Source organism: Micromonospora sp. BS32 (assembly GCF_059089345.1).
Genome location: NZ_JBSSHR010000007.1, coordinates 250,934 through 270,177, shown reverse-complemented (window position 1 = coordinate 270,177; position 19,244 = coordinate 250,934). Strand labels below are relative to the sequence as shown.

Below are 19,244 nucleotides of genomic sequence, written 5' to 3'. Positions count from 1 at the left end.
CGACATCCGTTCCCCGGACCCGCTCAACTCCCTGCCAGTGGGTCGCGGGTCAGTCGGTGGGGAGGAGAGGGCCGAGCGGGCCCAGGTCGAGGTTGAGGTCCTCGGGGGCGAGGCCGAAGTACTCGCGGAGGTGGGTCATCTGCTCCTCCAGCGCCATCAGCGTCGCGCCGACCCGTTCGATCTGGTCCTCGGTGAGGTCGCCGAGGTCGACCCGGCGCAGCGCCTGGCGCTCCATCAGCTGCCGCAGCAGCTCGATCACGGTGAGCACCAGGCTGGCCAGCCCCCGTTCAACAGAGTCGCTGTCCACGGCCAGCCGACGGTCCAGCGGCTTCACCCGGGGCGCCTGCCAGGGCGTCGTGTCGCCCAGCGCGGCGGCCAGCTCGGCCGCCTCGTTCCGCCGCTCCGGGCGCGCCTGCTCGGGTTCGGTCATCCCGCCTCCCCCGTCAGCACCGCAGCGCCGGGCGGGGCCGCGTCGGGCGCCACCGCCGTTCCGCGCAGTTCGGGCGGGGCCAGGGCGCCGACCGAGGCGACCAGCGCGCGCAGCGAGATGCGCACCAGGTCGATGTCGGCGATGGCCAGGGTGATGTCCCCGCTGATCACCACCCCGGTGGCTAGCACCCGGTCGAGCAGGTCGACCAGGGCGACGGGGCGGTAGGCCAGCGGGTCGTCAGCGCTGCTGGGGGCGAGCGAGGTGGTCACCATGCCGGCTCCCGGACGCTGTGCGCGGGCTCTGCCGGACCGTCCGCCACGAAGGAGTACGGCGGCCACGGGCCGGTCAGCTCCAGCCGGATCTCCGGATGCCGCTCGGCCAGCTCCCGCACCAGCCCGGCAAAGCCGTCCACCCCGGCGTTGTCCACCAGGTACGCCCCGTTGAGCACCATCGCGGTCGGCGCGCCGGAGAGCCGGCGGTCCTGAGCCGTGTGTCGGCGGGCGGCGGCGGCGTACCCGGCGAGGGCGGCGTGCACGGTCGCGGCAGCCTCGCCGGCGATCCGTTGCCCCTCGTCCCGGGCGGTCAGCTGGGCCCGGCGCCGCCGCAGGTACGCCGCACCCGCCCCGCCCCCACCGGCCGGTTCCTCCGTTCGGGGCAGCGCGCCCGGCACCACGTACCCCTTGACGCCCCACTCGCCGCGGCCGGTGAGCCGGTCCAGCACGCCGGCCAGCTCGGCCCGCCGCTCGGCGAGCATCGCCGCGACCCGGGCGTCGTCGAGGTGGACGGTGGCCAGCCGGGCCGGCACCACCGCACCGGCACGGCTGAGCGCGTCCACCACCGCGTGGTGCGCCCGCGCGGCCCGCTCCAGCCAGGCCAGATCCTCCAGGTTGCGGCGCAGCGCCTCCTCGCCGTACTCGGTCAGCGGGGCGGCGCTGACCACGGCGGCCAGGCCGGCGGCCCGGACGACCCGGACCGGCCCGCCGTCCATGCCGGACACCCCGGCCAGCGCGGCCGGGTCCGCGTCGCGCACCACGCCGTGCAGCCAGGCGCCGACCGCGACCGTCGGGTCAGCTGTCGTACTCATTCCCACACCTCCCGTGCGGCCGCCCGGCGGGCCACCCGGGGGCGGCGCTCCGCCTCGACCTCCTCCGGGTCACGCGGGCCCGGTTCGATCGGCGGGTGGGCCTTCGAACTGAGCCACGGGTCGTGCTCCCACCAGTCGATGCCGATCTGCCGGGCGGTGTCCACCGAGGCGATGACCAGCCGCAGCTTCAAGGTGAGCAGCTCGATGTCGAGCAGGCTGACCCGGATGTCACCCGCGATCACGATCCCCCGGTCGAGAACCCGCTCGAGGATGTCGCCGAGGTTCGCCGGCTCGTTTCCGGCCGGCAGCACCTGGCCGGAGTTCTGCACCACCGCCGGTTGCCGCGGACTGGTCATCTCATCCCCCGTCGCCCTTGCCCCGCTGGTAGCGGCGGGTCCGCCGGTAGCCGAGCAGCCCGCCGGCCATGTCGAGTTCGACCTCGTACAGGCCGAGCAGGTCGGTGGAGGCCGGGATCCGGTGGTCCTCCACCACCTCCACCCCGATCAGCCAGCCGTCGTCGGTCGGCTGGATCGAGACCACACCCAGCGCGTCCCTGCCGGTCAGCGCGACGATCTGGCGCTGCCCCTCCCGGGCCGCCTCGGCGGTCGAGATCGGCTCGTAGTCCTCGTCGTCGTACCGGTCGTCGCGGCCGGCCGGTTCCGGCCGGCGCGCCCGATCGCCGTCGCCACGAATCAGTGCTGAGGCCACCCGTTCCCCTCTCCTCGTCGCCGGTCCCGGCCGCCCCGCCGGTCGGCGGCGCGCGGCGCGGAGGCACCCCGGCGAGCAGCGCGGCGTCGCTCCTGAGCAGCGCCCGCCGCGGCGGGCCGGCCGGCGGAAGCCCGCCGACCGGACCCGGCGGCCGAGCCGCCACCGCCCGAGAGGCGCTCGAGGACCTGTTCCTGCCCCCGGTCGCGCTCCTCGGTCGTGATCTCCCCGGCCGCCGCCGCCTCGTCCAGCTCCTCCAGCTCACGCCGGATGTTGACCGGGTTGTGCTGGCGGGACTCCGCCTCCCTGGCGATCACCTTGACCAGCGAGGTCAGGCCGCGTACCGGCGCGTACGGCAGGGTGAGCAGGTTCCACAGGATCTCCACCGGTCACTCCGCCAGTTGGTGCGCGCCGACGAAGTCGTACGGGGCCAGCGGGCCGAGAAGCCGGAGCCGCATCAGGTCCCGCCGCTGCTCGGCGAATTCCTCGGCGGCGTCCACGAACTCCGCCTCCCGGTCGGCGTCGACCAGGAACGCGGCGTGCACGGAGTCCAGCTCGCTGCTCGGCGGGCGGGCCACGTTCGCCACCGACACGCCGGCCAGCGCGTCGAGCAACTGGCCGTTCTCGGCCTCCCGGCGCAACTCCACCGCCTGGCTGATGATCTCGCCGAGCCGGATCCGCTGCTCCCGGCTGACCTGCTCCGGCTGGCCGCGCACCTGGCCGGCCAGGTCGGCGGCGGCCGGGTTGTCGGCGAGGATGGCGCTGATCAGCGCCTGCTCGTCGTAGCGGCCGTGCAGGATGTACTGGAGCTTGCCCTCGAACTCGTCGAGGGCCTGGGCGAACTCGTCGTGGTGGGCGTCGAGCAGGTCGGCCACCGCGTCCGGTCCGGTCACCACGGTGCCGAACCGGACCGGCAGCACCGGCGCCACCGCCGCCGTGCCGTCCAGCAGCTCCTGGTACGCGGTCAGGTCCGCCGGGCGACCCAGCGGCTCCTCCAGCCCGACCTCGCTGACCAGCGCGGCCAGCTTGCCGTGCCGGACGGCGGTCACCTCGCCGGGCGGGTTGCCGACCCCCTCCGCCTCGGGGGTCGGCTCCACGTCGGACGGCACGATGCCGTAGATGAACAGCCCGATTTCCTCGGCCATGTCAGCGCCTCCCGTCCGGCCGGCGGCGGGGCCGGTCGCGGACCGCCTCGGTCGCCTCATCGACACCACTGGTGGCGGTACGGCCCAGCTCACCCGCGGTCGTGCCCAGTTCCCGTGCGGCACCACCGACCTCGCCGACGGTCTCGCCGAGGCCGGAGGTGACCTGCTTCGCGGCGCCGGTGACGTCGCCGACCAGGCCGGAGAGTCCGGCGCCCTCCTTCGGCTGGATGTCCAGCCGGTCGGTCATCTCGGCGAACTTCAGGTACGTCTCGATGCTCGCCACCACCACCCGGGCGTTGATCTCGATCAGCGGAATGCCGATCACGCCGATGGTGACCTGGGCGTCGATCACGACGCCCTTGTCGAGGACGGTCTCCACCACGTCGGCGAGCCCGGAGGCGGCGCCGCCGCGCTCAAGAGCACCCTCGCCCGGGGCGCCGCCCGTCGTCGCGATGCTCATCCGTCGCCCTCCTCGCGCCGACGCCGGACCACCGGCCGACGGGGCGCTTCCGGGGCACGGCGGGCGACGGGACGACGCTCCTCCCGTGGCTCGCGCGGCTCGCGCGGCTGCTCCCGCTCCGGACGGGGCTGCGCCCGGCGGGCCCGCTCCGGCTGGGGGCGGCGACGCGGCGGGGGCTGCTCCTCCTCGGGCTCCTCCTCTTCGTACCCCTCGTCGTAGTCCTCGCCCTCGTCGTAGGCCTCGTACTCCTCTTCCTCCGGGGGACGACGGCGCTCGGGCGGGCGACGGCGGCCGCGCTCGGCGGGCCGGCGCTCCTCCTCCGGCTGCTCCTCCGGCTCCTGCGGCTCCGCGCCCCGCTCCTGCTGCTCGCGGGCCTCCTGCTCCTCGCGCAGGGCCGTCTCGTGGTCCTTGACCACCTGGGAGTCCTCAATCTCGCCGCGCCAGCCCTCGACCGAGTCGGGGTCGAGCACGGTGGAGGTCATCACGTGGCGGACGAAGTGCTTCAGCTCCAGCCGCGCCCGTCGGCCCTGGGCGCGCCAGAGGTTGCCGGTGTGCTCGAAGAGGCCCTGCGGGTGGTACTCCAGGACGACCAGGATCCGGGTCAGGTCCGGGGTCAGCTCGTGGAAGCTGACGGTGCCGTCCACCGCGCCCTTCTCGCCCTTGGACCGCCAGTGGATGAGCTTGTCCGGGATCTGCCGGACGATGGTCGACTCCCAGGTCCGGTGCGACCAGAAGACCTGCGCCTTCCAGGTCATCTTCTCCTCGGACTCGTTGTCGGCCTGCTCGACCTTCTTCATGAAGCTCGGGAAGTCGCCGAACTGGGTCCACTGGTTGTACGCGACCCGGACCGGCACGCCGACCTCGATCGTCTCGACGATGTTGGTGACCTTGAGCTTCTTCTTGCCCTTGCCACCCTTGCCGCCGCCACCGCCGAACGCCGACATCAACTTCTCCTTACCGCCGGCCAGGCCGGCATGGAACATGGCCTTCATCGGGGAGTGACCCTCGGCGAGCTTCTGCGCACCGGTGGCCGCGGCGATCAGGCCGGGGCCGCCTCCCTGCTTGGCGTACTCGCTGAGTCGGCCGGTGGCGCCGGTGAGCCGTTCGGTGACGACCGCGACGGCGCGTTCGCCGATCGCGGAGGCGAGGTCCTTCAGGTCCGCGGTGAGCTGCTCCTTGGCCCGGTCGGCCAGGCCGCCGGTGGGGTTCGGGGCCATGGTCACCGCCCCCGTCCGGCCTTGGCCGACCGGTCGCCACGGTCCGGGTCGTCGCCTGCGGCCGGCTGGTCGGCCAGCTCCTGCTCCTCGTCGGGCGCCGACGAGGAGTCGCGGCCGGACTTCCGGCGCAGCGTGTCGGCCCGGCCGCGGAGCTTGCCGCTGAGCGCGTCGATGCCGCTGCCGGCCGCCGCGGCGGCGGCGGACTTGCCGGCGGTGGCGAGCGGAGCGCCGAGCTTGCCCAGGTTCGCCAGCTGCGGGGTGGAGGTCAACAGGTCGCCGCCGCGCTTGAGCAGCTGACCCGGGTCACGGCTGGCCCGGCCCGCCGCGACGGCGGCAGCGAGGGTGAGGGCGGTGCGCAGCTTTCGGCGCCGCCCGAGGATGTAGCCGATACCGACCGCCAGGCCGATACGTGTTCCGCTCTTCATCGGTTCTCCTTCACTCCCCGGTGGTGGGACGACCCGATCCACCGAGGGCCGGAAAACAGCTACCGGGGAATAGCGCACGGCGGGCCTGCGATCGGGTGTCCCGTATTGGCGGACCCGGCCGGCAGTACCCGAAGCCGGTGGCGCAAAACATTTCCGCGCCATTCCCGGGCGACCTCACCACAGCAAGGCGGAAACCGCACGCAGCGACCGACGAAGGGGATCAATCGGACAGTGGGGCGGCAGTGAGCAGGGAGGACAGAAAGAACGCCATACCGCAAGGAATCTGGCAGAAATGCTTCAGAATGCCGGTGGAGTGGCGTCCAGGCAGATTGTCGCGTGCACCTTACCGCCCTCTTCGAGCAATTTGGCGCCACACTTCTTCAGCACCGAGACAGCGCCCGCGTTGTCTGCCGTGGTGTGCGCGACGACGGTGTGCATGCCGGCCGCCGCGGCGGCGTTGAGCAACTCCCGCAGCGCGGCCGGGCCGAGCCCCTGGCCCCGGGCCGACCGGCCCAGCCACATCCCGGTCTCGGCGACTCCGGGCTCGTCGCAGCGGCTCATCCGGACCATGCCGACCACCTCGCCGCCGGCCAGGATCGCGTACATCCGGATTCGGGTGGGGCCGTCCAGGCCGCCGAAGCTGGCCCGGTGGAACTCGCGGAACGCGTCGCGCCGGGCCTGCGACCAGCCCGCCGGAGCCTCCACCGGGGGCATCACGTCCCCCGGTTCGGCCTCGGCAACCGCTACAGAGAGCAACGGTTCCAGGTTCTGTTCGTCCACCGGCTCCAGCCGTACCGCACCCGCCACGTGCCGCAGTCTGCCGGCCCCACCGGCCCTCGTCCACCCCTTTGGGCGTCGACTGCCGGTCCGGTCGGAGGTCTCGACCGGTCGTCCCATCGGAGTGTTCCGCGTCACGCTCCGCTGTCGACGCCGACGCCGCGCCGGTCGATGGAGGTCAGCCCCTCGGCGAGAACTCGCAGCACACCACGGAGGCGTCGTCGGCGTGCTTGTACCGGCTCAGCCGGTCCGGGTGCTCGCGCTCGGCGGTGCGCACCCGGTCGATCAGCGCCCCCGGCCCCTCCGCGGTGACCAGGCCGAGCAGGCCGGCCCAGTCGAAGAGCCCGAACTGCTCGACGGCGCAGGAGGCGCCGTCGGAGAGCAGCACCGCCCGACGCACCGCGTCCGGCCCGCGCAGCGGCAGGGTGCCGGTCACCGCGTGGTACGCCGCGTCCGGGTCGGCCGCGGCCACCCAGTACCCGTGGGTGCGGTTCATCCGCTCCCGTTGCAGCCGCACCGCCTGCCGGAACCGGGTGGCCGGGTCGGCCTCCCCCGCCGGCACGGCCGCCACGATCCGCCGCAGGTCCGCCATCGCGGCGTCCAGCCGGTCGTCCGCGACCACCTGGATCCGGCCGCCCACGTCCAGCACCAGCGGGCTGTCACAGAGCACCAGGTAGTCGATCTCCTCGGCGCCCTCCCGCAGCAGGCACACGGTGGCCGAGGGCGTCCCGGGGTGGTCCAGGTCGCAGGTGTCGGCGTGGTCGGCGCGGACCCCGAGCAGCGCCGCCGCGAGGCTGCTGACCAGCGTCGCGGCGGGTCGCGCGGCGACCGCCAGGCCGATTCGTGCGGCGAGGTGCCGGACGAACCAGGCCGGCCCGTGCAGGCAGCCGGTGTCGAACCCCTCGGGGACGGTCGCCCCGTCCAGCACCCCGACCAGCGGGCCGAAGCGGAAGACCAAGTCCTCGTTCTCCGCCCGCCCGGGCGCGGGCGACGAGGCGGACCGGACCTGCATCGTCCAGGCCTCACCCACGGTCCGCACCGTGTGCCCCGCCGGGTGCCGTGCCTCCGGTCCCACCATCGGTCTGCTTCCCTTCCCCGTGCGATCCGTCCGCCGGGCGGCTACCCGGCCAGCCGGCCCCCATGCCGCCCGGCGGGACGATCGCCCGAACTCACCGGTACGCCTTCGTGACCGACGGTAGCGTCGGGGACGGTGGGCTTCCCGTCACCCGCCGGCGCCGCCAGGGGCCGGTCAGATCGCGGGAGCCGTTCGACGCGACAGGGGGATCGCCATGTTGGCACGGTTGCACGACTCGGGACTCAAGGCGGAGCACGCGTACATGGCGGGGTTCGTCAGCATCGGACTCTCCTTCACCAGCTGGTTCCTATCCAAGCACCTGGAACGGGCGGGCGTTGCCCGGGCCGACCGGTGGGGGATCTTCATCGGGGAGTGGGCGCCGACCTTCTTCGCCATCGGCAACGGGCTGCGCACGTACGAGAAGTGATCAGCGGCGCCGGTTGCGGGCCCGGGAGGATCGCAGCCGGCGGAGCCGGCCGACCAGCAGTGGCTCGGCGGCCAGCGCGGCGGGCCGGTCCAGCAGCGCGTTGAGCAGCTGGTAGTAGCGGGTGGCGGAGAGCCCGAAGGTGTCCCGGATGGCCTGCTCCTTGGCGCCGGCGTGCTTCCACCACTGCTGCTCGAAGGCGAGGATCCGCTGTTCGCGCTCGGTCAGCGCGTCGGCGCCGGCCGGGCCCGCCGGCACGGCGGCGGGGCTCGCCGGTGGGGCGTCGGCGGAGTCGTCGGGCGCGGGCCGCTCCGGGTCGCCGGTCGCGACGTCCGGCGCGTCCTCTAGGGCGGGGGCGCTGCGCGGCGGGGGGACCCGGCCGCCGGCCACGTCGACCCGGCCGGTCACCGACCGCTCCGGCGACGGCTCGGACCGGTCGGCGTCGGCCGGGGCGGCGTCGGCGGGGGGCATGGCGCTCCTCAGCAGGGCGGACGACCGGCCACGGACCGGCCGCTCGGGGGACACCAAGCCTAACCAGCGGGGGCGACGGTCGCAGCGGGCGACGAGCGGGCCCGTGCCCCCGGTCACCGGGTCGGCACGGGCCCGCTCGCCCGCCGGGGCCGTCCGAACCGGACGGCCCCGGATTCAGGAGATGTCCCGCCGGCGCATCGTCACCAGGGCCGCCCCGACCACCACGACCAGCCCGACGGTGAGCAACACCGAGGACTGCTGCCAGGTGATGTCGAGGGTGTCCGGTTTGCACTCGCCGAACGAGGCGTTGTTGCAGGCGTTCCAGTCCTCCAGGGTGACCTTCTTCTGCATCCAGGCCAGCCCGTAGGTGGGCAGCAGCCACGCCTCCATGAACCGGACGCCGGCCATGGAGAGCAGGATGCCGAGGCCGAACTGCCCCACCACCGCGACGCCGATCGCGCCACCGAGCGCCATCGCGGTGTGCCGGCCGAGCGAGGCCAGCGCGAAGCCGATCGCCGCCACCGCCAGCACCAGCACCAGGCCGCGCAGCCCGGTGAGGGCGAAGGACCGCCACACCCCGGCCGTCATCTTCGCCGTCGTACCGCGGAAGGTGCCGATCAGCCAGAACCCCAGGGTCCAGAGGGCCGCGGTGGCCAGGGTCAGGGTGACCAGCCCGGTGAGCAGGGCCGCCAGCTTGGTCAGCAGTACGGTGAGCCGCCGCGGCCGCCAGAGCAGCAGGTTCATCATCCCGCCGGTGCTCCACTCCGCTCCGACGAAGGAGGCGCCGACCACGAACCCGACCAGGGCGAGGATCGCGGTGAACGCGGTGATCGTCTCCTCGAAACCCCTGCGGAAGTCGAAGCTGGACGGCAGGAACCACTGCGCGTCGAAGGCCTCTCGGGGCGGCGGGGTGATCATCTCGCAGTCGGGCGGGAAGCGGTCGTTCGCCTTGCCGTCCGCCTTCGCCTCCTGGCAGGCCACCTTGTCCCGCTCGACCGCCCGCACCGTCTCCCGGTACTGCTGCTCGGCCTGGCGCTCGGCCCGGACCTGGTCGGCGGGGCCGACCTTCTGATTGGTGAGGAAGACGCCGGCCAGCACCGCGATCAGGACCAGCAGGCCCGCCAGGGTCATCCAGCGGGTGAAGCGCCGCTTGATGAGCCGGCGCAGCTCCGTGCGGTAGAGACTCATGCTCCCCAACCTCCCCCGGCCGCGCCGGCCTGCTCGGTTCCGCCGACGCGGGTGGACTGGTCGACCTGGCGGTGCTGCCCGGGGACCGGCGCGGTGGCGGTCAGTTCCAGGAAGACGCTCTCCAGGTCGACCGCGACCGGGGCGAGTTCGCTGACGTACAGGTGCTGCTCGGCGAGGAGCCGGCTGACCGAGGCGGGCTTGTCGACGCCGGTGAGCATCAGGTGGTCGGCGTGCCGGGTGGCCGGCACGCCGGCCCGGTCGAGCAGCTCGGCGGCGGCGGCCAGGTCCTCGGCCGCCTCCAGCCGGACCCGGACCGTGCCGTGCGAGTACGCCGCGAGCACCTGGTCGACCGGGCCGAAGGCGACCCGACGCCCCAGCGAGATGATGGTGACGGAGTCACAGATCAGCTGGACCTCGCCGAGGATGTGGCTGGAGAGCACCACGGTCATGCCGGACTCGGCGAGGGTGCGCATCAGGGTGCGCATCTCCCGGATACCGCCTGGGTCCAGGCCATTGGCCGGCTCGTCGAGGATGAGCAGCTGCGGATTCTTGAGCAGGGCCGACGCGACGGCGAGCCGCTGCTTCATGCCGAGCGAGTACGTCTTGACCCGCTCGCCGGCCCGGTCGCGCAGACCGACCAGCTCCAGCACCTCGTCGATCCGGGTGGCCGGCACCTCCCCCGCCCCGGCGAGCAGGGAGAGCGTGTCCCGCGCGGAGAAGTGCGGGAAGAACTGCGGGCTCTCCACGATCGCGCCGACCTGACCGGCCACGGTGGGCAGTGCCGCCGGCACCTCCTGCCCGAGCAGCGCCATCCGGCCGCCGTCGGGGCGGATCAGGCCGAGCAGGGTCCGCAACGTGGTGGTCTTGCCGGAGCCGTTGGGCCCGAGGAAGCCGTGCACCTGGCCGGCCTCGACCCGCATGTCGAAGCCGTCCAGCGCGTTGCGGGTCCCCCGCCGACGGCTCTTGTACGTCTTACGTAGACCTTCGATCTCCAGGACAGCCGACAAGCTGCGCCTCCCCCGATGGTTGGCTTATGACAGCGGTCACCATACTCGGTATGCCCCGAGAGGCAATACCTGGTATGCACCGGCGCGCCGATCGCTACCGTCGATAGAGGAACGATTCACTCAGGCGCAGATGACGTGAACCCCGGCGTCCCGGAAGGCCTCGACCACCTCGGGCGCCGCGCCGGAGTCGGTCACCAGGGTCTCCACCCGGTCCACCGGGCAGATCCGGGCGAAGGCGTGCCCGCCCAACTTGGACGAGTCCGCGATGATCACCACCCGCTTGGCCCGGGCCACCATGAGGTTGTTCATCGCCGCCTCGCCCTCGTGGTGGGCGGCGGCGCCGAGTTGCGGATCGACCGCGTCCACGCCGAGCAGGGCGACGTCCAGGGTGACCTCGCGCAGCAGCGCCCCGCCCAGCGGGCCGACCAGCTCGAAGGACTTCGGTCGGACCACGCCGCCGGCCACCACCACCTTCATCCGCGAGCGGACCAGCAGCTCGTTGGCGATGTTCAGGGCGTTGGTGACCACGGTGAGCTGGGCGCCCTCGGCACTGGTGTTGAGGTCGGGCCGGACGGCGAGCGCGCGGGCCACCTCGGTGCTGGTGGTGCCGCCGTTGAGGCCGACCACCGTGCCCGGCGTGACCAGGGCGGCGGCGGCCGCGCCGATCCGCTGCTTCTCGGCGGAGTGCTTCGCGGTCTTGTAGCGCAACGGCAGGTCGTACGAGACACCGTTGGCGACCGCGCCGCCCCGGGTCCGGGTGATCATCTGCTGCTGGGCGAGCTGGTCGAAGTCACGGCGGATGGTGGCCTGGGAGACGTCCAGCCGCCCGGCCGCCTCCTCGACGCTGACCCGGCCACTGTCGGTCAGCATCTCGAGCAGAGCGTTCCATCTGGCGTACCGGTCCACCGCGGGGGCCTCCGTTGACTGACTCTGCACGAACGGTGATTGATTGCGTGCACAGTAGTGCGCGAAACTACGAGGGCGCAAAACTTGTGTCTGCGCGAACCGGGAGCTGGTTGCCAGGGCCACCCGCGTTCGCGCAGAATAACGCGCGAAAGACGGTCGTAATGAGCCGTAATGCGCACCGCTGCCTGTGCGAGGAGTCCTGATGGCGTACGTCGACGCCGAGATCGCTAGCCAGCCCGACTGTTGGCGGGAGGCGGCGGTACTGGCCCGGGCCGTCACCGCCGATCTGCCCCGCCCCGGCGAGCGCGTCGCCGTCGTCGGCTGCGGCACGTCGTGGTTCATGGCGATGGCGTACGCGGGGCTGCGCGAGCAGCTCGGCCAGGGCGAGACCGACGCCTTCCAGGCCAGCGAGTTCCCCCTCGGCCGCCGCTACGACCGGCTGATCGCGATCACCCGCTCCGGCACCACCACCGAGGTGCTCGACCTGCTCGCCGCGCTGCGCGGCCGGACCACCACCACGGTGCTGGTCGGCGACCCGGCCGCGCCGGCCGCCACGCTGGCCGACGCGGCGGTCACGATGCCCTTCGCCGACGAGCGGTCGGTGGTGCAGACCCGCTTCGCCACCACCTCGCTGGCGCTGCTCCGCGCCCACCTAGGCGACAACGTGGAGGCGCTCGCCGCCGACGCGGAGGTGGCCGTCCGGGCACCGCTGCCGATCGACCCGGCCCGGATCGAGCAGGCCACCTTCCTCGGCCGCGGCTGGACCGTCGGGCTGGCCCAGGAGGCGGCGCTGAAGTGCCGCGAGGCGGCCACCTTCTGGGCCGAGGCGTACCCGGCGATGGACTACCGGCACGGCCCCATCTCGGTCGCCGCCCCGGGCCGGCTGGTCTGGGCTTTCGGCGCGCTCCCCGAGGGCCTGCCGGAGGACGTGGCGGCCACCGGGGCCGCCTTCGTGCACAGCCGGCACCACGGCCGCCGGGCCGTGCTGGGCAGTTGGGCGGCGGGGCGCACCCCGGTCGACCCGATGGCCGACCTGATCCTGGCCCAGCGCTTCGCGGTGGCGCTCGCCACCAGCCGCGGCCTCGACCCGGACGCCCCCCGACACCTGACCCGGTCCGTGGTCCTCGCATGATCGACGGCTCCGCCACCGACCGCCGGGTGGTGGTGGCGCTGGACGTCGGTGGCACCGGGATGAAGTGCGCCCTGGTCAGCCCGGACGGCCGCGTCGTGCACGCCGAGCGGCACCCCACCGACGCCGACCGCGGCCCGGACGCGGTGGTCGGCACGATCCTCGACGTCGCCGAGGGGCTGGCCGGCAAGGCCCGCGCCGACGGGCTCACCCCGGTCGCCTGTGGCATCGCCGTGCCCGGGGTGATCGACGAGGCCGCCGGGGTGGCGCTCTGGTCGGCGAACGTCGGCTTCCGGGACGTACCGCTGCGCACTCTGGCGCAGGCGCGGCTCGGCCTGCCGACGGCGCTCGGCCACGACGTCCGCGCGGGTGGTCTCGCCGAGGCCCGGCTCGGTGCGGGCCGGGACACCGGGCACGTCCTCTTCGTCGCGATCGGCACCGGCATCGCGGGCGCGCACGTGGTCGGCGGGTCCGCCGCCACCGGCGCGCACGGCGCCGCCGGGGAGATCGGCCACATCCTGGTACGCCCCGACGGCCCGCGCTGCGGCTGCGGCCGCCCCGGCTGCCTGGAGGCGGTGGCCTCGGCCTCCGCGATCGCCCGCCGCTACGCCCAGCTCGCCGCGCCCGTGACGGCGGCCGATGTGGCCAGGCGGGCGGCGGGCGGCGAGGAACTGGCGCTGCGGGTCTGGCGGGATGCCGTCGAGGCGCTGGCCGACGGGTTGGCCACCGGCCAGGCGCTCTTCGACGTGGAGACCATCGTGGTCGGTGGCGGCCTGGCCCGGGCCGGCGGCCAACTGCTCGACCCGCTGCGCGCCGCCCTGCACGAGCGGATGACGTTCCACCGGGAACCGCGCCTGGTCGCGGCGGCCCTGGGCGACGAGGCAGGCTGCCTCGGCGCCGCCCTGCTCGCCCTCGACAGTCTGGAGAAGTGATGGCCCTGCGGGTGAACGGCAAGGTGGTGACCCCGACCGGCGTGGTCCGCCAGGGGTGCGTGGAGATCGACGGCGACCGGATCAGGGCCGTGGCCGAGTACCCGTCGGTGCGCGACGGGCACTGGATCGTGCCCGGGTTCGTGGACATGCACACCCACGGCGGCGGCGGGCAGACCTTCACCACCGGCGACGCCGGCTCCGCCCGCGAGGCGGCCGCGTTCCACCTGCGACACGGCACCACCACCCTGCTGGCCAGCCTGGTCAGCTCCCCGTTCGAGCTGATGCGGGCGGCGACCGAGGCGTTCGCCCCGCTGGTCCGCGAGGGCGTGCTGGCCGGCGTCCACTTCGAGGGGCCGTACCTGTCGGCGGCCCGCTGCGGCGCGCAGAACCCCGAGTTCCTCCGCGACCCGTCCACCGACGAGCTGGCCGAGCTGATCGAGCGGGGCGCGGGCGCGGTCCGGATGGTCACCCTGGCCCCGGAACGGGACGGCGCGCTGGCGGCGATCAAGCTGCTCACCTCGCACGGCGTGGTCGCCGCGGTCGGCCACACCGACGCCACCTACGACGAGACCCGGGCCGCGGTGGCGGCCGGCGCGAGCGTCGCCACCCACCTGTTCAACGGCATGCGCCCGGTGCACCACCGCGAGCCCGGCCCGGTGGTGGCGCTGCTGGACGCGCCGAACGTGGTCTGCGAGCTGGTCGCCGACGGGGTGCACCTGCACGACGGGATGCTCACCTTTGCCACCTCGGTCGCCGGCCCGGAGCGGGCCGCGCTGATCACCGACGCGATGGCCGCCGCTGGCATGCCCGACGGGTCGTACGAGCTGGGCGGCCAGGCGGTCACCGTCACCGACGGGGAGGCCCGGCTGGCCTCCGACGGCGCGATCGCCGGCAGCACGCTGACCATGGACGCCGCGCTGCGGCACGCGGTGGCCGCCGGCATCCCGATGGCCGACGCGGTACGCATGGTCTCGACCACCCCGGCCCGGGCGATCGGCCTCGGCGACAAGACGGGTGCCCTCCAGGTGGGCCTCCGCGCCGACCTGGTCGTGCTGGACGACGATCTGAACGTGGTCCGGGTGATGCGCGCCGGCGCCTGGCAGGAGTAACCCTCGGCCCGGCTGCCGCTGACGGCCGCGCCGGGGGCCTCACCGGCCGGGCGTGGCCTGGGGCGGGCGGATCCGGTCCTCGACGAGCTGGCCGCGGGGCGGCTGCTGCCCGCTCATCTGGGCGCCGGGGGCAGCCGGGGCGGCGGGGCCGCTCGGGGACGTCGAGGGCGCGGGGCGGCCCGGGCGTCAGGTGGCGGCCGGGGCTCCCGGGGCCGCTACGAACTTGATGACGTGAACGAATCATGCTTCCACCGCCAAGGCGTGCCGGCCCGGCGTGGAGCATCGCCACGCCCGTGATTCGTTGACGTCATCAAGTTCGTAGCGTCCGAAACGAAACCCGGTCTGGCACGGCGACAGCCCGGCACGGCCGCCGGACCAGCGTGGCCGCCCGACCAGCACGTCCGCCGAGCCGACATGGCCGCCGAGCCGACATGGCCGCCGAACCGACATGGCCGCCGAACCGACATGGCCGCCGAGCCGACATGGCCGCCGAACCGACATGACTCGCCGAGCCGACATGACTCGCCGGGCCGACATGGCTCGCCGGGAGGACCTGAGCGACGGCTGCGGCCGGTTGCCAGGCGCGGGTCGAGCCCAGGGGATCAGGTGATGGCGGGGACCTCGACGCCGAGCACGGCCTGCTCGTCGGGGCGGTGCACCAGCACGTCGGCCAGGTACGACTGCACGGCCGGCCCCATTCCGACGTCCCGGCCGGCCTGTTCGGAGAGCAGCCACTTGTGCTCGATGATCTGGGCGAAGAGCTCCTGCGGCTCGAGCTTGTGGCGCAGGTGCGCGGGCACCGCCCGGACCACCGGCTCGAAGACCTCCGTCAGCCAGCGGTGCGCCGCCTGCTGCTCGTCGGTCAGGTCGCTCTCCACCCGGTACGCGTCCAGGTCGTTGAGGAGCCGGCGGGCCTGGTTCTCCTCGGCGTCCAGGCCGGTCAGGCGGAGCAGCCGCCGGGTGTGGTAGCCGGCGTCCACCACCTTCGGGCGCACCAGGTAGCGGCCGTTGTCGACGGTCGACAGGGCCACCTCGGCGACGTCGAAGCCCAACTCGTTGAGGCGGCGGATCCGCCCCTCGATGTCGTGCCGGGCCTCCCGCTCGACCTGCTGCTCGTAGGTGATCTCGTGCCAGAGCCGCTCGTAGCGCTGCACGACCTCCTCGCAGACCACCTCCGGGTCGATGGACTCGTGCAGCAGCCCGGCGGCCTGCAGGTCCAGCGCCTCGCCGAAGATGTTCACCCGGGCGATCTCCAGGTCCTCGCCGCGCTGGCCGTTGGAGAGGGAGCTGTGCAGGGCACCCGTCTCGGCGTCGACCAGGTAGGCGGCGAACGCCCCGGCGTCCCGGCGGAACAGCGTGTTCGACAGCGAGCAGTCGCCCCAGAAGAAGCCGGTCAGGTGCATCCGGACGATCAGGGCGGCGAGCGCGTCGAGCAGTCGGCTCATCGTCTCCGGGCGCAGGGTGTGCGAGAAGAGCGCCCGGTAGGGCAGCGAGAACTGCAGGTGCCGGGTGATCAACACCGACTCGAGGGGCTCCCCGTCCTCGGTCTGCCGGTCGGCGACGATCGCCACCGCCTCGACCGACGGGAAGTCGATCCGCTCCAGCGCCCGGAGCAGGTCGTACTCCCGTTCGGCGATCCGCTCGCGAGTCTCCTTGAACGCGTACACGTAGTCGCCGAGCCGGACGAACCGGACGATGTGCCGGGAGATGCCCTGTGGCAGCGCCACCAGGTGGTGCGCAGGCCACTGCTCCAGCGGGGTCGACCAGGGGAGGTCGAGCAGCGCCGGGTCGACGAGGGCCGAGGTGATCCGCACGCGGACAAGTGTGACGGGTACCCCCGCTGAGCGCTTCCCTTCGTGGCTCGGCACACATCGACCCCGGCCGCGGCACCCCGGCGTGCGCGGGCGGCCGGTAGCGTGACCGGGTGCGGGAAACCACGACGGTACGCCACGGGCTGCGGCTGAACCCGGTACGCCCGGCCAGCTGGTGGTGGGACGCGGTGCTGCTCACCGCGCTGGTCGGCCTGACCGTCGCGCTCGCCACCGACCACCTCTTCGGGCTGGACCGGGCGGTCGCCGACTGGTCCGCCGACCACCGGCCGACGGTGGCGTACTGGGTGGCCCGGGTCTTGAACTTCCTCGGCCAGGGCACCCCGCTGACGCTTTTGGCCGCCGGATTGGGCGTGCTGGTGGCGGTCCGGCTCCGCTCGATCCGGCCGGTGCTGCCCCCGGTGGTCGCCTTCGTGCTCACCTACCTGACCATCGGCCCGCTGAAGGTCTGGACCGCCCGGCCGGCGCCGAGCGCCAGCGTTCGGGAGCCCTTCCTGGCGCCCGAGCGAACCCTGCCGCTGTTCCAGCACGACCTGTCGGTGAGCTACGCCCAGTCGTACCCGTCGGGGCACGTGGCCAACGCGATCGTCTGGTACGGCGTGCTGGCGCTGCTGCTCGTCCCGCTGCTGCGTACCGTCGGCCGAAGCCTGCCGCCCCGACTGGTCACCGTGGTCCGGGTGGTGCCGCCGCTGGTGGTCCTCTGCACCACCACGTACCTGGGCTGGCACTGGCTGACCGACTCGGTGGCCGGGCTGCTGCTCGGCCTGCTGCTGGACCGGCTGCTGCACCGGGCGCCCTGGGACGACGTCCCGTTGCCGGGCCGGTTGCGCGACTGGGACCGGCCGTTCACCTCGTACCCCTAGGGTCTGTGCTCGTGGATCGACTCGCACGACGGTTGGGCGTACCCGACGCGGTGGTCATCGGGCTGGGATCGATGCTCGGCGCGGGCGTCTTCGTGGTCTTCGCTCCGGCCGCGGCGGCGGCCGGCGGCGCCGGGCTGCTGGTCGCGCTGGCGCTGGCCGGCTTCATCGCCTTCTGCAACGCCACCAGCTCGGCGCGGCTGGCGGCCCGCTACCCGGAGTCCGGCGGCACCTATGTGTACGGGCGGGAGCGGCTCGGCCCGTTCGCCGGGTTCCTGGCCGGCTGGGGGTTCGTGGTCGGCAAGACGGCCAGCTGCGCGGCGATGGCGCTGACCATCGGCGCGTACCTCTGGCCGGGGCAGGCCCGGCTGGTCGCGGTCGGCGCGGTGCTCGCGGTGACCGCGGTGAACCTGCGCGGCATCGCCAAGACGGCCGCCGCGACGAGGGCCCTGGTGGTCGTGGTGCTCGCGGTGCTGGCCCTGGTGGCGGTGGCCGGGGCGGGCGCCGGTGACCTGCGGCTCGACCGGCTCACCGAGTCCGGTGGGTCCACCCGAGGTGTGCTCACCGCCGCTGGTCTGCTCTTCTTCGCCTTCGCCGGGTACGCCCGGATCGCCACCCTCGGCGAGGAGGTCCGCGACCCGGAACGGACCATCCCCCGCGCGGTGCCGCTGGCCCTCGGCGTGGTGCTCGCCGTCTACCTGGTCCTCGCCGTGGTCGCGGTCGGCGTGCTCGGGGCCGACGGGCTGGCCGACTCCGCCGCGCCCCTGGCCGACGTGGTGACCGCCGCCGGGCTGCCCGGCCTGGCCTGGGTGGTCCGGGCCGGGGCGACCGTCGCGGTCACCGGGGTGCTGCTCTCCCTGGTCGCCGGGGTCGGCCGCACCACGCTGGCGATGGCCCGCCGGCGGGACCTGCCGGGTGGGCTGGCCGCCGTGCACCCGACCCGCCAGGTGCCGCACCGGGCCGAGCTGGCGGTGGCCGCCGTGGTGATCGTGGTGGTCGCGCTCGGCGACGTCCGCGGGGCGATCGGCTTCTCCAGCTGCACGGTGCTGGTCTACTACGCGATCACCAACGCGTCGGCGCTGACATTGGGGCGAGACCCGGCGCGGAAGCTGCCGGTGCAGGTGCTGGCCGCGTTGGGGCTGGTCGGCTGCCTGGTGCTGGCGGTCAATTTGCCGCTGGCCAGCGTGCTCGCCGGGTTCGGGGTGCTCGCCCTCGGCGCCGCCTGGTACGCCGGGAAGTCCCGGTTCACTCCGTCGCGCGCGGGTGGCCGGTCCCCGCGTAGGTGAGCCAGACCGTGCGACGCTCGTCATCGATCAGGTACCAGATCCGCCCGCCGCCGGTCACCTCGTACTGCCAGCGCTCCAACTCCTGGCCCTTCCAACTCGCCGAGGCGAGGGAGCCCTTGAGGCGGTGCTGCCGCTCCGGCGACGTCCTCGACCTCGGGTCGGCCCGCAGGGCGTCGTAGGCGCGGCGGAGGTTGGCCGGCGCCTGCCGGGCCAGTTGCTCCCAGCCGTCCGCTGCCGCGGACTCGGCGAAGCGCAGCTCGTACTCCCCGGCCAGGGCCGGCGGGGCGGCCCGGTCTCCGCGCTTTGGGCTCACCGCGGGAGGTCCGGAGTCGGCACGGCACCGAGATCGCCGCTCGGCTCACGGGTGATCATCTCGTGCAGGACCGGGTCGGCGTGGATCTCGGCGGTGTGCCGCCACTGGGCCAGCAGGACCGCGATCGGCGACAGGTTCTCCAGGGAAGCCGCCCCCTGGGCCACGGTGATCAGCTCGGTCAGCAGCTGATCCACGTCCTCCTCGGGGAGGAAGGCCACCCAGGGCAGTGCCTCCCCCAGCACCCGCCGCACCACGTCCGTCGGTTCGGACCGCACCAGGCCGGCCAGCAGCCGTGCGGTGAAGTCGATGACGACGGCGTCCTGCTCCAGCTGGTCGGCTCGGGTCAGGGCCAGGTCACCCGCATCACGGCGACGCAGGCGCAGTGCGCGGACCCGTTCCAGCCGGTCGGCGGCAGCCGCCGGTCGGTGCAGGAACTCACTGAAGGGCACTTCGTCGTACACGGCGGCCATGA

The 19,244-nt window shown here is 73.9% G+C and carries 25 protein-coding genes; 6 read left to right on the top strand and 19 right to left on the bottom strand.

What is annotated here, in order from left to right; genetic code table 11:
* Positions 1 to 49: 49 nt before the first annotated feature.
* From AC5RWQ_RS14210 to AC5RWQ_RS14155, 12 genes are all read right to left on the bottom strand, one after another.
* On the bottom strand, positions 50 to 430 hold the full coding sequence (locus AC5RWQ_RS14210; protein WP_494283188.1) for a gas vesicle protein K: 381 nt from the start codon (positions 428 to 430) through the stop codon (positions 50 to 52).
* Positions 427 to 702 carry a gas vesicle protein gene (locus AC5RWQ_RS14205; RefSeq protein WP_494283187.1) on the bottom strand — a complete coding sequence of 92 codons (276 nt, stop codon included), beginning with the start codon at positions 700 to 702 and terminating at the stop codon, positions 427 to 429. Before AC5RWQ_RS14205 ends, AC5RWQ_RS14210 begins: the two co-directional genes overlap by 4 nt.
* A complete protein-coding gene (locus tag AC5RWQ_RS14200) occupies positions 696 to 1,514 on the bottom strand; it encodes a GvpL/GvpF family gas vesicle protein (RefSeq protein ID WP_494283186.1) in 819 nt (272 codons plus the stop codon). Before AC5RWQ_RS14200 ends, AC5RWQ_RS14205 begins: the two co-directional genes overlap by 7 nt.
* On the bottom strand, positions 1,511 to 1,870 hold the full coding sequence (gene gvpJ / locus AC5RWQ_RS14195; protein ID WP_494283185.1) for a gas vesicle protein GvpJ: 360 nt from the start codon (positions 1,868 to 1,870) through the stop codon (positions 1,511 to 1,513). Before gvpJ (AC5RWQ_RS14195) ends, AC5RWQ_RS14200 begins: the two co-directional genes overlap by 4 nt.
* 1 nt (position 1,871) lies before the next feature.
* Complete coding sequence (locus AC5RWQ_RS14190; protein WP_494283184.1) at positions 1,872 to 2,222, bottom strand: gas vesicle protein GvpO; 351 nt, start codon at positions 2,220 to 2,222, stop codon at positions 1,872 to 1,874.
* Entirely contained in the window at positions 2,207 to 2,605 is a 399-nt protein-coding gene (locus AC5RWQ_RS14185; protein WP_494283183.1) for a gas vesicle protein GvpG, read from the bottom strand. The genes AC5RWQ_RS14190 and AC5RWQ_RS14185 overlap by 16 nt, the downstream gene beginning before the upstream one ends.
* A gap of 3 nt (positions 2,606 to 2,608) precedes the next feature.
* Entirely contained in the window at positions 2,609 to 3,364 is a 756-nt protein-coding gene (locus AC5RWQ_RS14180; protein ID WP_494283182.1) for a GvpL/GvpF family gas vesicle protein, read from the bottom strand.
* Position 3,365: 1 nt separating this feature from the next.
* Positions 3,366 to 3,824: a gas vesicle protein GvpJ gene (gene gvpJ / locus AC5RWQ_RS14175; RefSeq protein WP_494283181.1), complete on the bottom strand. Its 459-nt coding sequence runs from the start codon at positions 3,822 to 3,824 to the stop codon at positions 3,366 to 3,368.
* On the bottom strand, positions 3,821 to 5,041 hold the full coding sequence (locus tag AC5RWQ_RS14170) for an SRPBCC family protein (RefSeq protein WP_494283180.1): 1,221 nt from the start codon (positions 5,039 to 5,041) through the stop codon (positions 3,821 to 3,823). Before AC5RWQ_RS14170 ends, gvpJ (AC5RWQ_RS14175) begins: the two co-directional genes overlap by 4 nt.
* Before the next feature lie 2 nt (positions 5,042 to 5,043).
* Positions 5,044 to 5,466: a hypothetical protein gene (locus AC5RWQ_RS14165; RefSeq protein WP_494283179.1), complete on the bottom strand. Its 423-nt coding sequence runs from the start codon at positions 5,464 to 5,466 to the stop codon at positions 5,044 to 5,046.
* Positions 5,467 to 5,763: 297 nt separating this feature from the next.
* Entirely contained in the window at positions 5,764 to 6,273 is a 510-nt protein-coding gene (locus tag AC5RWQ_RS14160; protein WP_494283178.1) for a GNAT family N-acetyltransferase, read from the bottom strand.
* A 148-nt stretch (positions 6,274 to 6,421) separates the two neighbouring features.
* Positions 6,422 to 7,273 (bottom strand): hypothetical protein, encoded by an 852-nt coding sequence (locus AC5RWQ_RS14155; RefSeq protein ID WP_494283177.1) that lies wholly within the window; start codon positions 7,271 to 7,273, stop codon positions 6,422 to 6,424.
* 259 nt (positions 7,274 to 7,532) lie between these two features.
* On the opposite strand from AC5RWQ_RS14155, the gene AC5RWQ_RS14150 reads away from it, so the two are divergent.
* Entirely contained in the window at positions 7,533 to 7,745 is a 213-nt protein-coding gene (locus AC5RWQ_RS14150) for a hypothetical protein (protein ID WP_334483829.1), read from the top strand.
* Here the strand turns inward: AC5RWQ_RS14150 and AC5RWQ_RS14145 are convergent, their stop codons facing one another.
* From AC5RWQ_RS14145 to AC5RWQ_RS14130, 4 genes are all read right to left on the bottom strand, one after another.
* Positions 7,746 to 8,213 (bottom strand): DUF3263 domain-containing protein, encoded by a 468-nt coding sequence (locus tag AC5RWQ_RS14145; protein ID WP_494283176.1) that lies wholly within the window; start codon positions 8,211 to 8,213, stop codon positions 7,746 to 7,748.
* A gap of 174 nt (positions 8,214 to 8,387) precedes the next feature.
* Positions 8,388 to 9,401, bottom strand: a complete 1,014-nt coding sequence (locus AC5RWQ_RS14140) for an ABC transporter permease subunit (protein ID WP_494283175.1) — start codon at positions 9,399 to 9,401, stop codon at positions 8,388 to 8,390.
* Positions 9,398 to 10,408 (bottom strand): ATP-binding cassette domain-containing protein, encoded by a 1,011-nt coding sequence (locus tag AC5RWQ_RS14135; RefSeq protein WP_494283174.1) that lies wholly within the window; start codon positions 10,406 to 10,408, stop codon positions 9,398 to 9,400. The genes AC5RWQ_RS14140 and AC5RWQ_RS14135 overlap by 4 nt, the downstream gene beginning before the upstream one ends.
* A gap of 120 nt (positions 10,409 to 10,528) precedes the next feature.
* Entirely contained in the window at positions 10,529 to 11,314 is a 786-nt protein-coding gene (locus AC5RWQ_RS14130; protein ID WP_494283173.1) for a DeoR/GlpR family DNA-binding transcription regulator, read from the bottom strand.
* Between the two features lie 202 nt (positions 11,315 to 11,516).
* Here AC5RWQ_RS14130 and AC5RWQ_RS14125 point away from each other — a divergent pair, with 202 nt between their 5' ends.
* From AC5RWQ_RS14125 to nagA, 3 genes are read left to right on the top strand one after another with little or no spacing between them, the layout of a single operon-like run.
* Complete coding sequence (locus AC5RWQ_RS14125) at positions 11,517 to 12,446, top strand: SIS domain-containing protein (protein ID WP_494283172.1); 930 nt, start codon at positions 11,517 to 11,519, stop codon at positions 12,444 to 12,446.
* Complete coding sequence (locus AC5RWQ_RS14120; protein ID WP_494283171.1) at positions 12,443 to 13,375, top strand: ROK family protein; 933 nt, start codon at positions 12,443 to 12,445, stop codon at positions 13,373 to 13,375. Before AC5RWQ_RS14125 ends, AC5RWQ_RS14120 begins: the two co-directional genes overlap by 4 nt.
* On the top strand, positions 13,375 to 14,484 hold the full coding sequence (nagA, locus tag AC5RWQ_RS14115; RefSeq protein ID WP_494283170.1) for an N-acetylglucosamine-6-phosphate deacetylase: 1,110 nt from the start codon (positions 13,375 to 13,377) through the stop codon (positions 14,482 to 14,484). The genes AC5RWQ_RS14120 and nagA overlap by 1 nt, the downstream gene beginning before the upstream one ends.
* 602 nt (positions 14,485 to 15,086) lie before the next feature.
* Here nagA and AC5RWQ_RS14110 read toward each other — a convergent pair.
* A complete protein-coding gene (locus tag AC5RWQ_RS14110; RefSeq protein WP_494283169.1) occupies positions 15,087 to 16,298 on the bottom strand; it encodes a DUF4032 domain-containing protein in 1,212 nt (403 codons plus the stop codon).
* Between the two features lie 140 nt (positions 16,299 to 16,438).
* On the opposite strand from AC5RWQ_RS14110, the gene AC5RWQ_RS14105 reads away from it, so the two are divergent.
* Together AC5RWQ_RS14105 and AC5RWQ_RS14100 are read left to right on the top strand one after the other, a co-directional pair.
* Entirely contained in the window at positions 16,439 to 17,176 is a 738-nt protein-coding gene (locus AC5RWQ_RS14105; RefSeq protein ID WP_494283206.1) for a phosphatase PAP2 family protein, read from the top strand.
* An 11-nt stretch (positions 17,177 to 17,187) separates the two neighbouring features.
* Positions 17,188 to 18,459 (top strand): APC family permease, encoded by a 1,272-nt coding sequence (locus AC5RWQ_RS14100; protein ID WP_494283168.1) that lies wholly within the window; start codon positions 17,188 to 17,190, stop codon positions 18,457 to 18,459.
* Here AC5RWQ_RS14100 and AC5RWQ_RS14095 read toward each other — a convergent pair.
* Positions 18,419 to 18,772 (bottom strand): hypothetical protein, encoded by a 354-nt coding sequence (locus AC5RWQ_RS14095; RefSeq protein ID WP_494283167.1) that lies wholly within the window; start codon positions 18,770 to 18,772, stop codon positions 18,419 to 18,421. The genes AC5RWQ_RS14100 and AC5RWQ_RS14095 overlap by 41 nt on opposite strands.
* Positions 18,769 to 19,242, bottom strand: a complete 474-nt coding sequence (locus AC5RWQ_RS14090) for a hypothetical protein (RefSeq protein WP_494283166.1) — start codon at positions 19,240 to 19,242, stop codon at positions 18,769 to 18,771. The genes AC5RWQ_RS14095 and AC5RWQ_RS14090 overlap by 4 nt, the downstream gene beginning before the upstream one ends.
* Positions 19,243 to 19,244 lie beyond the last annotated feature (2 nt).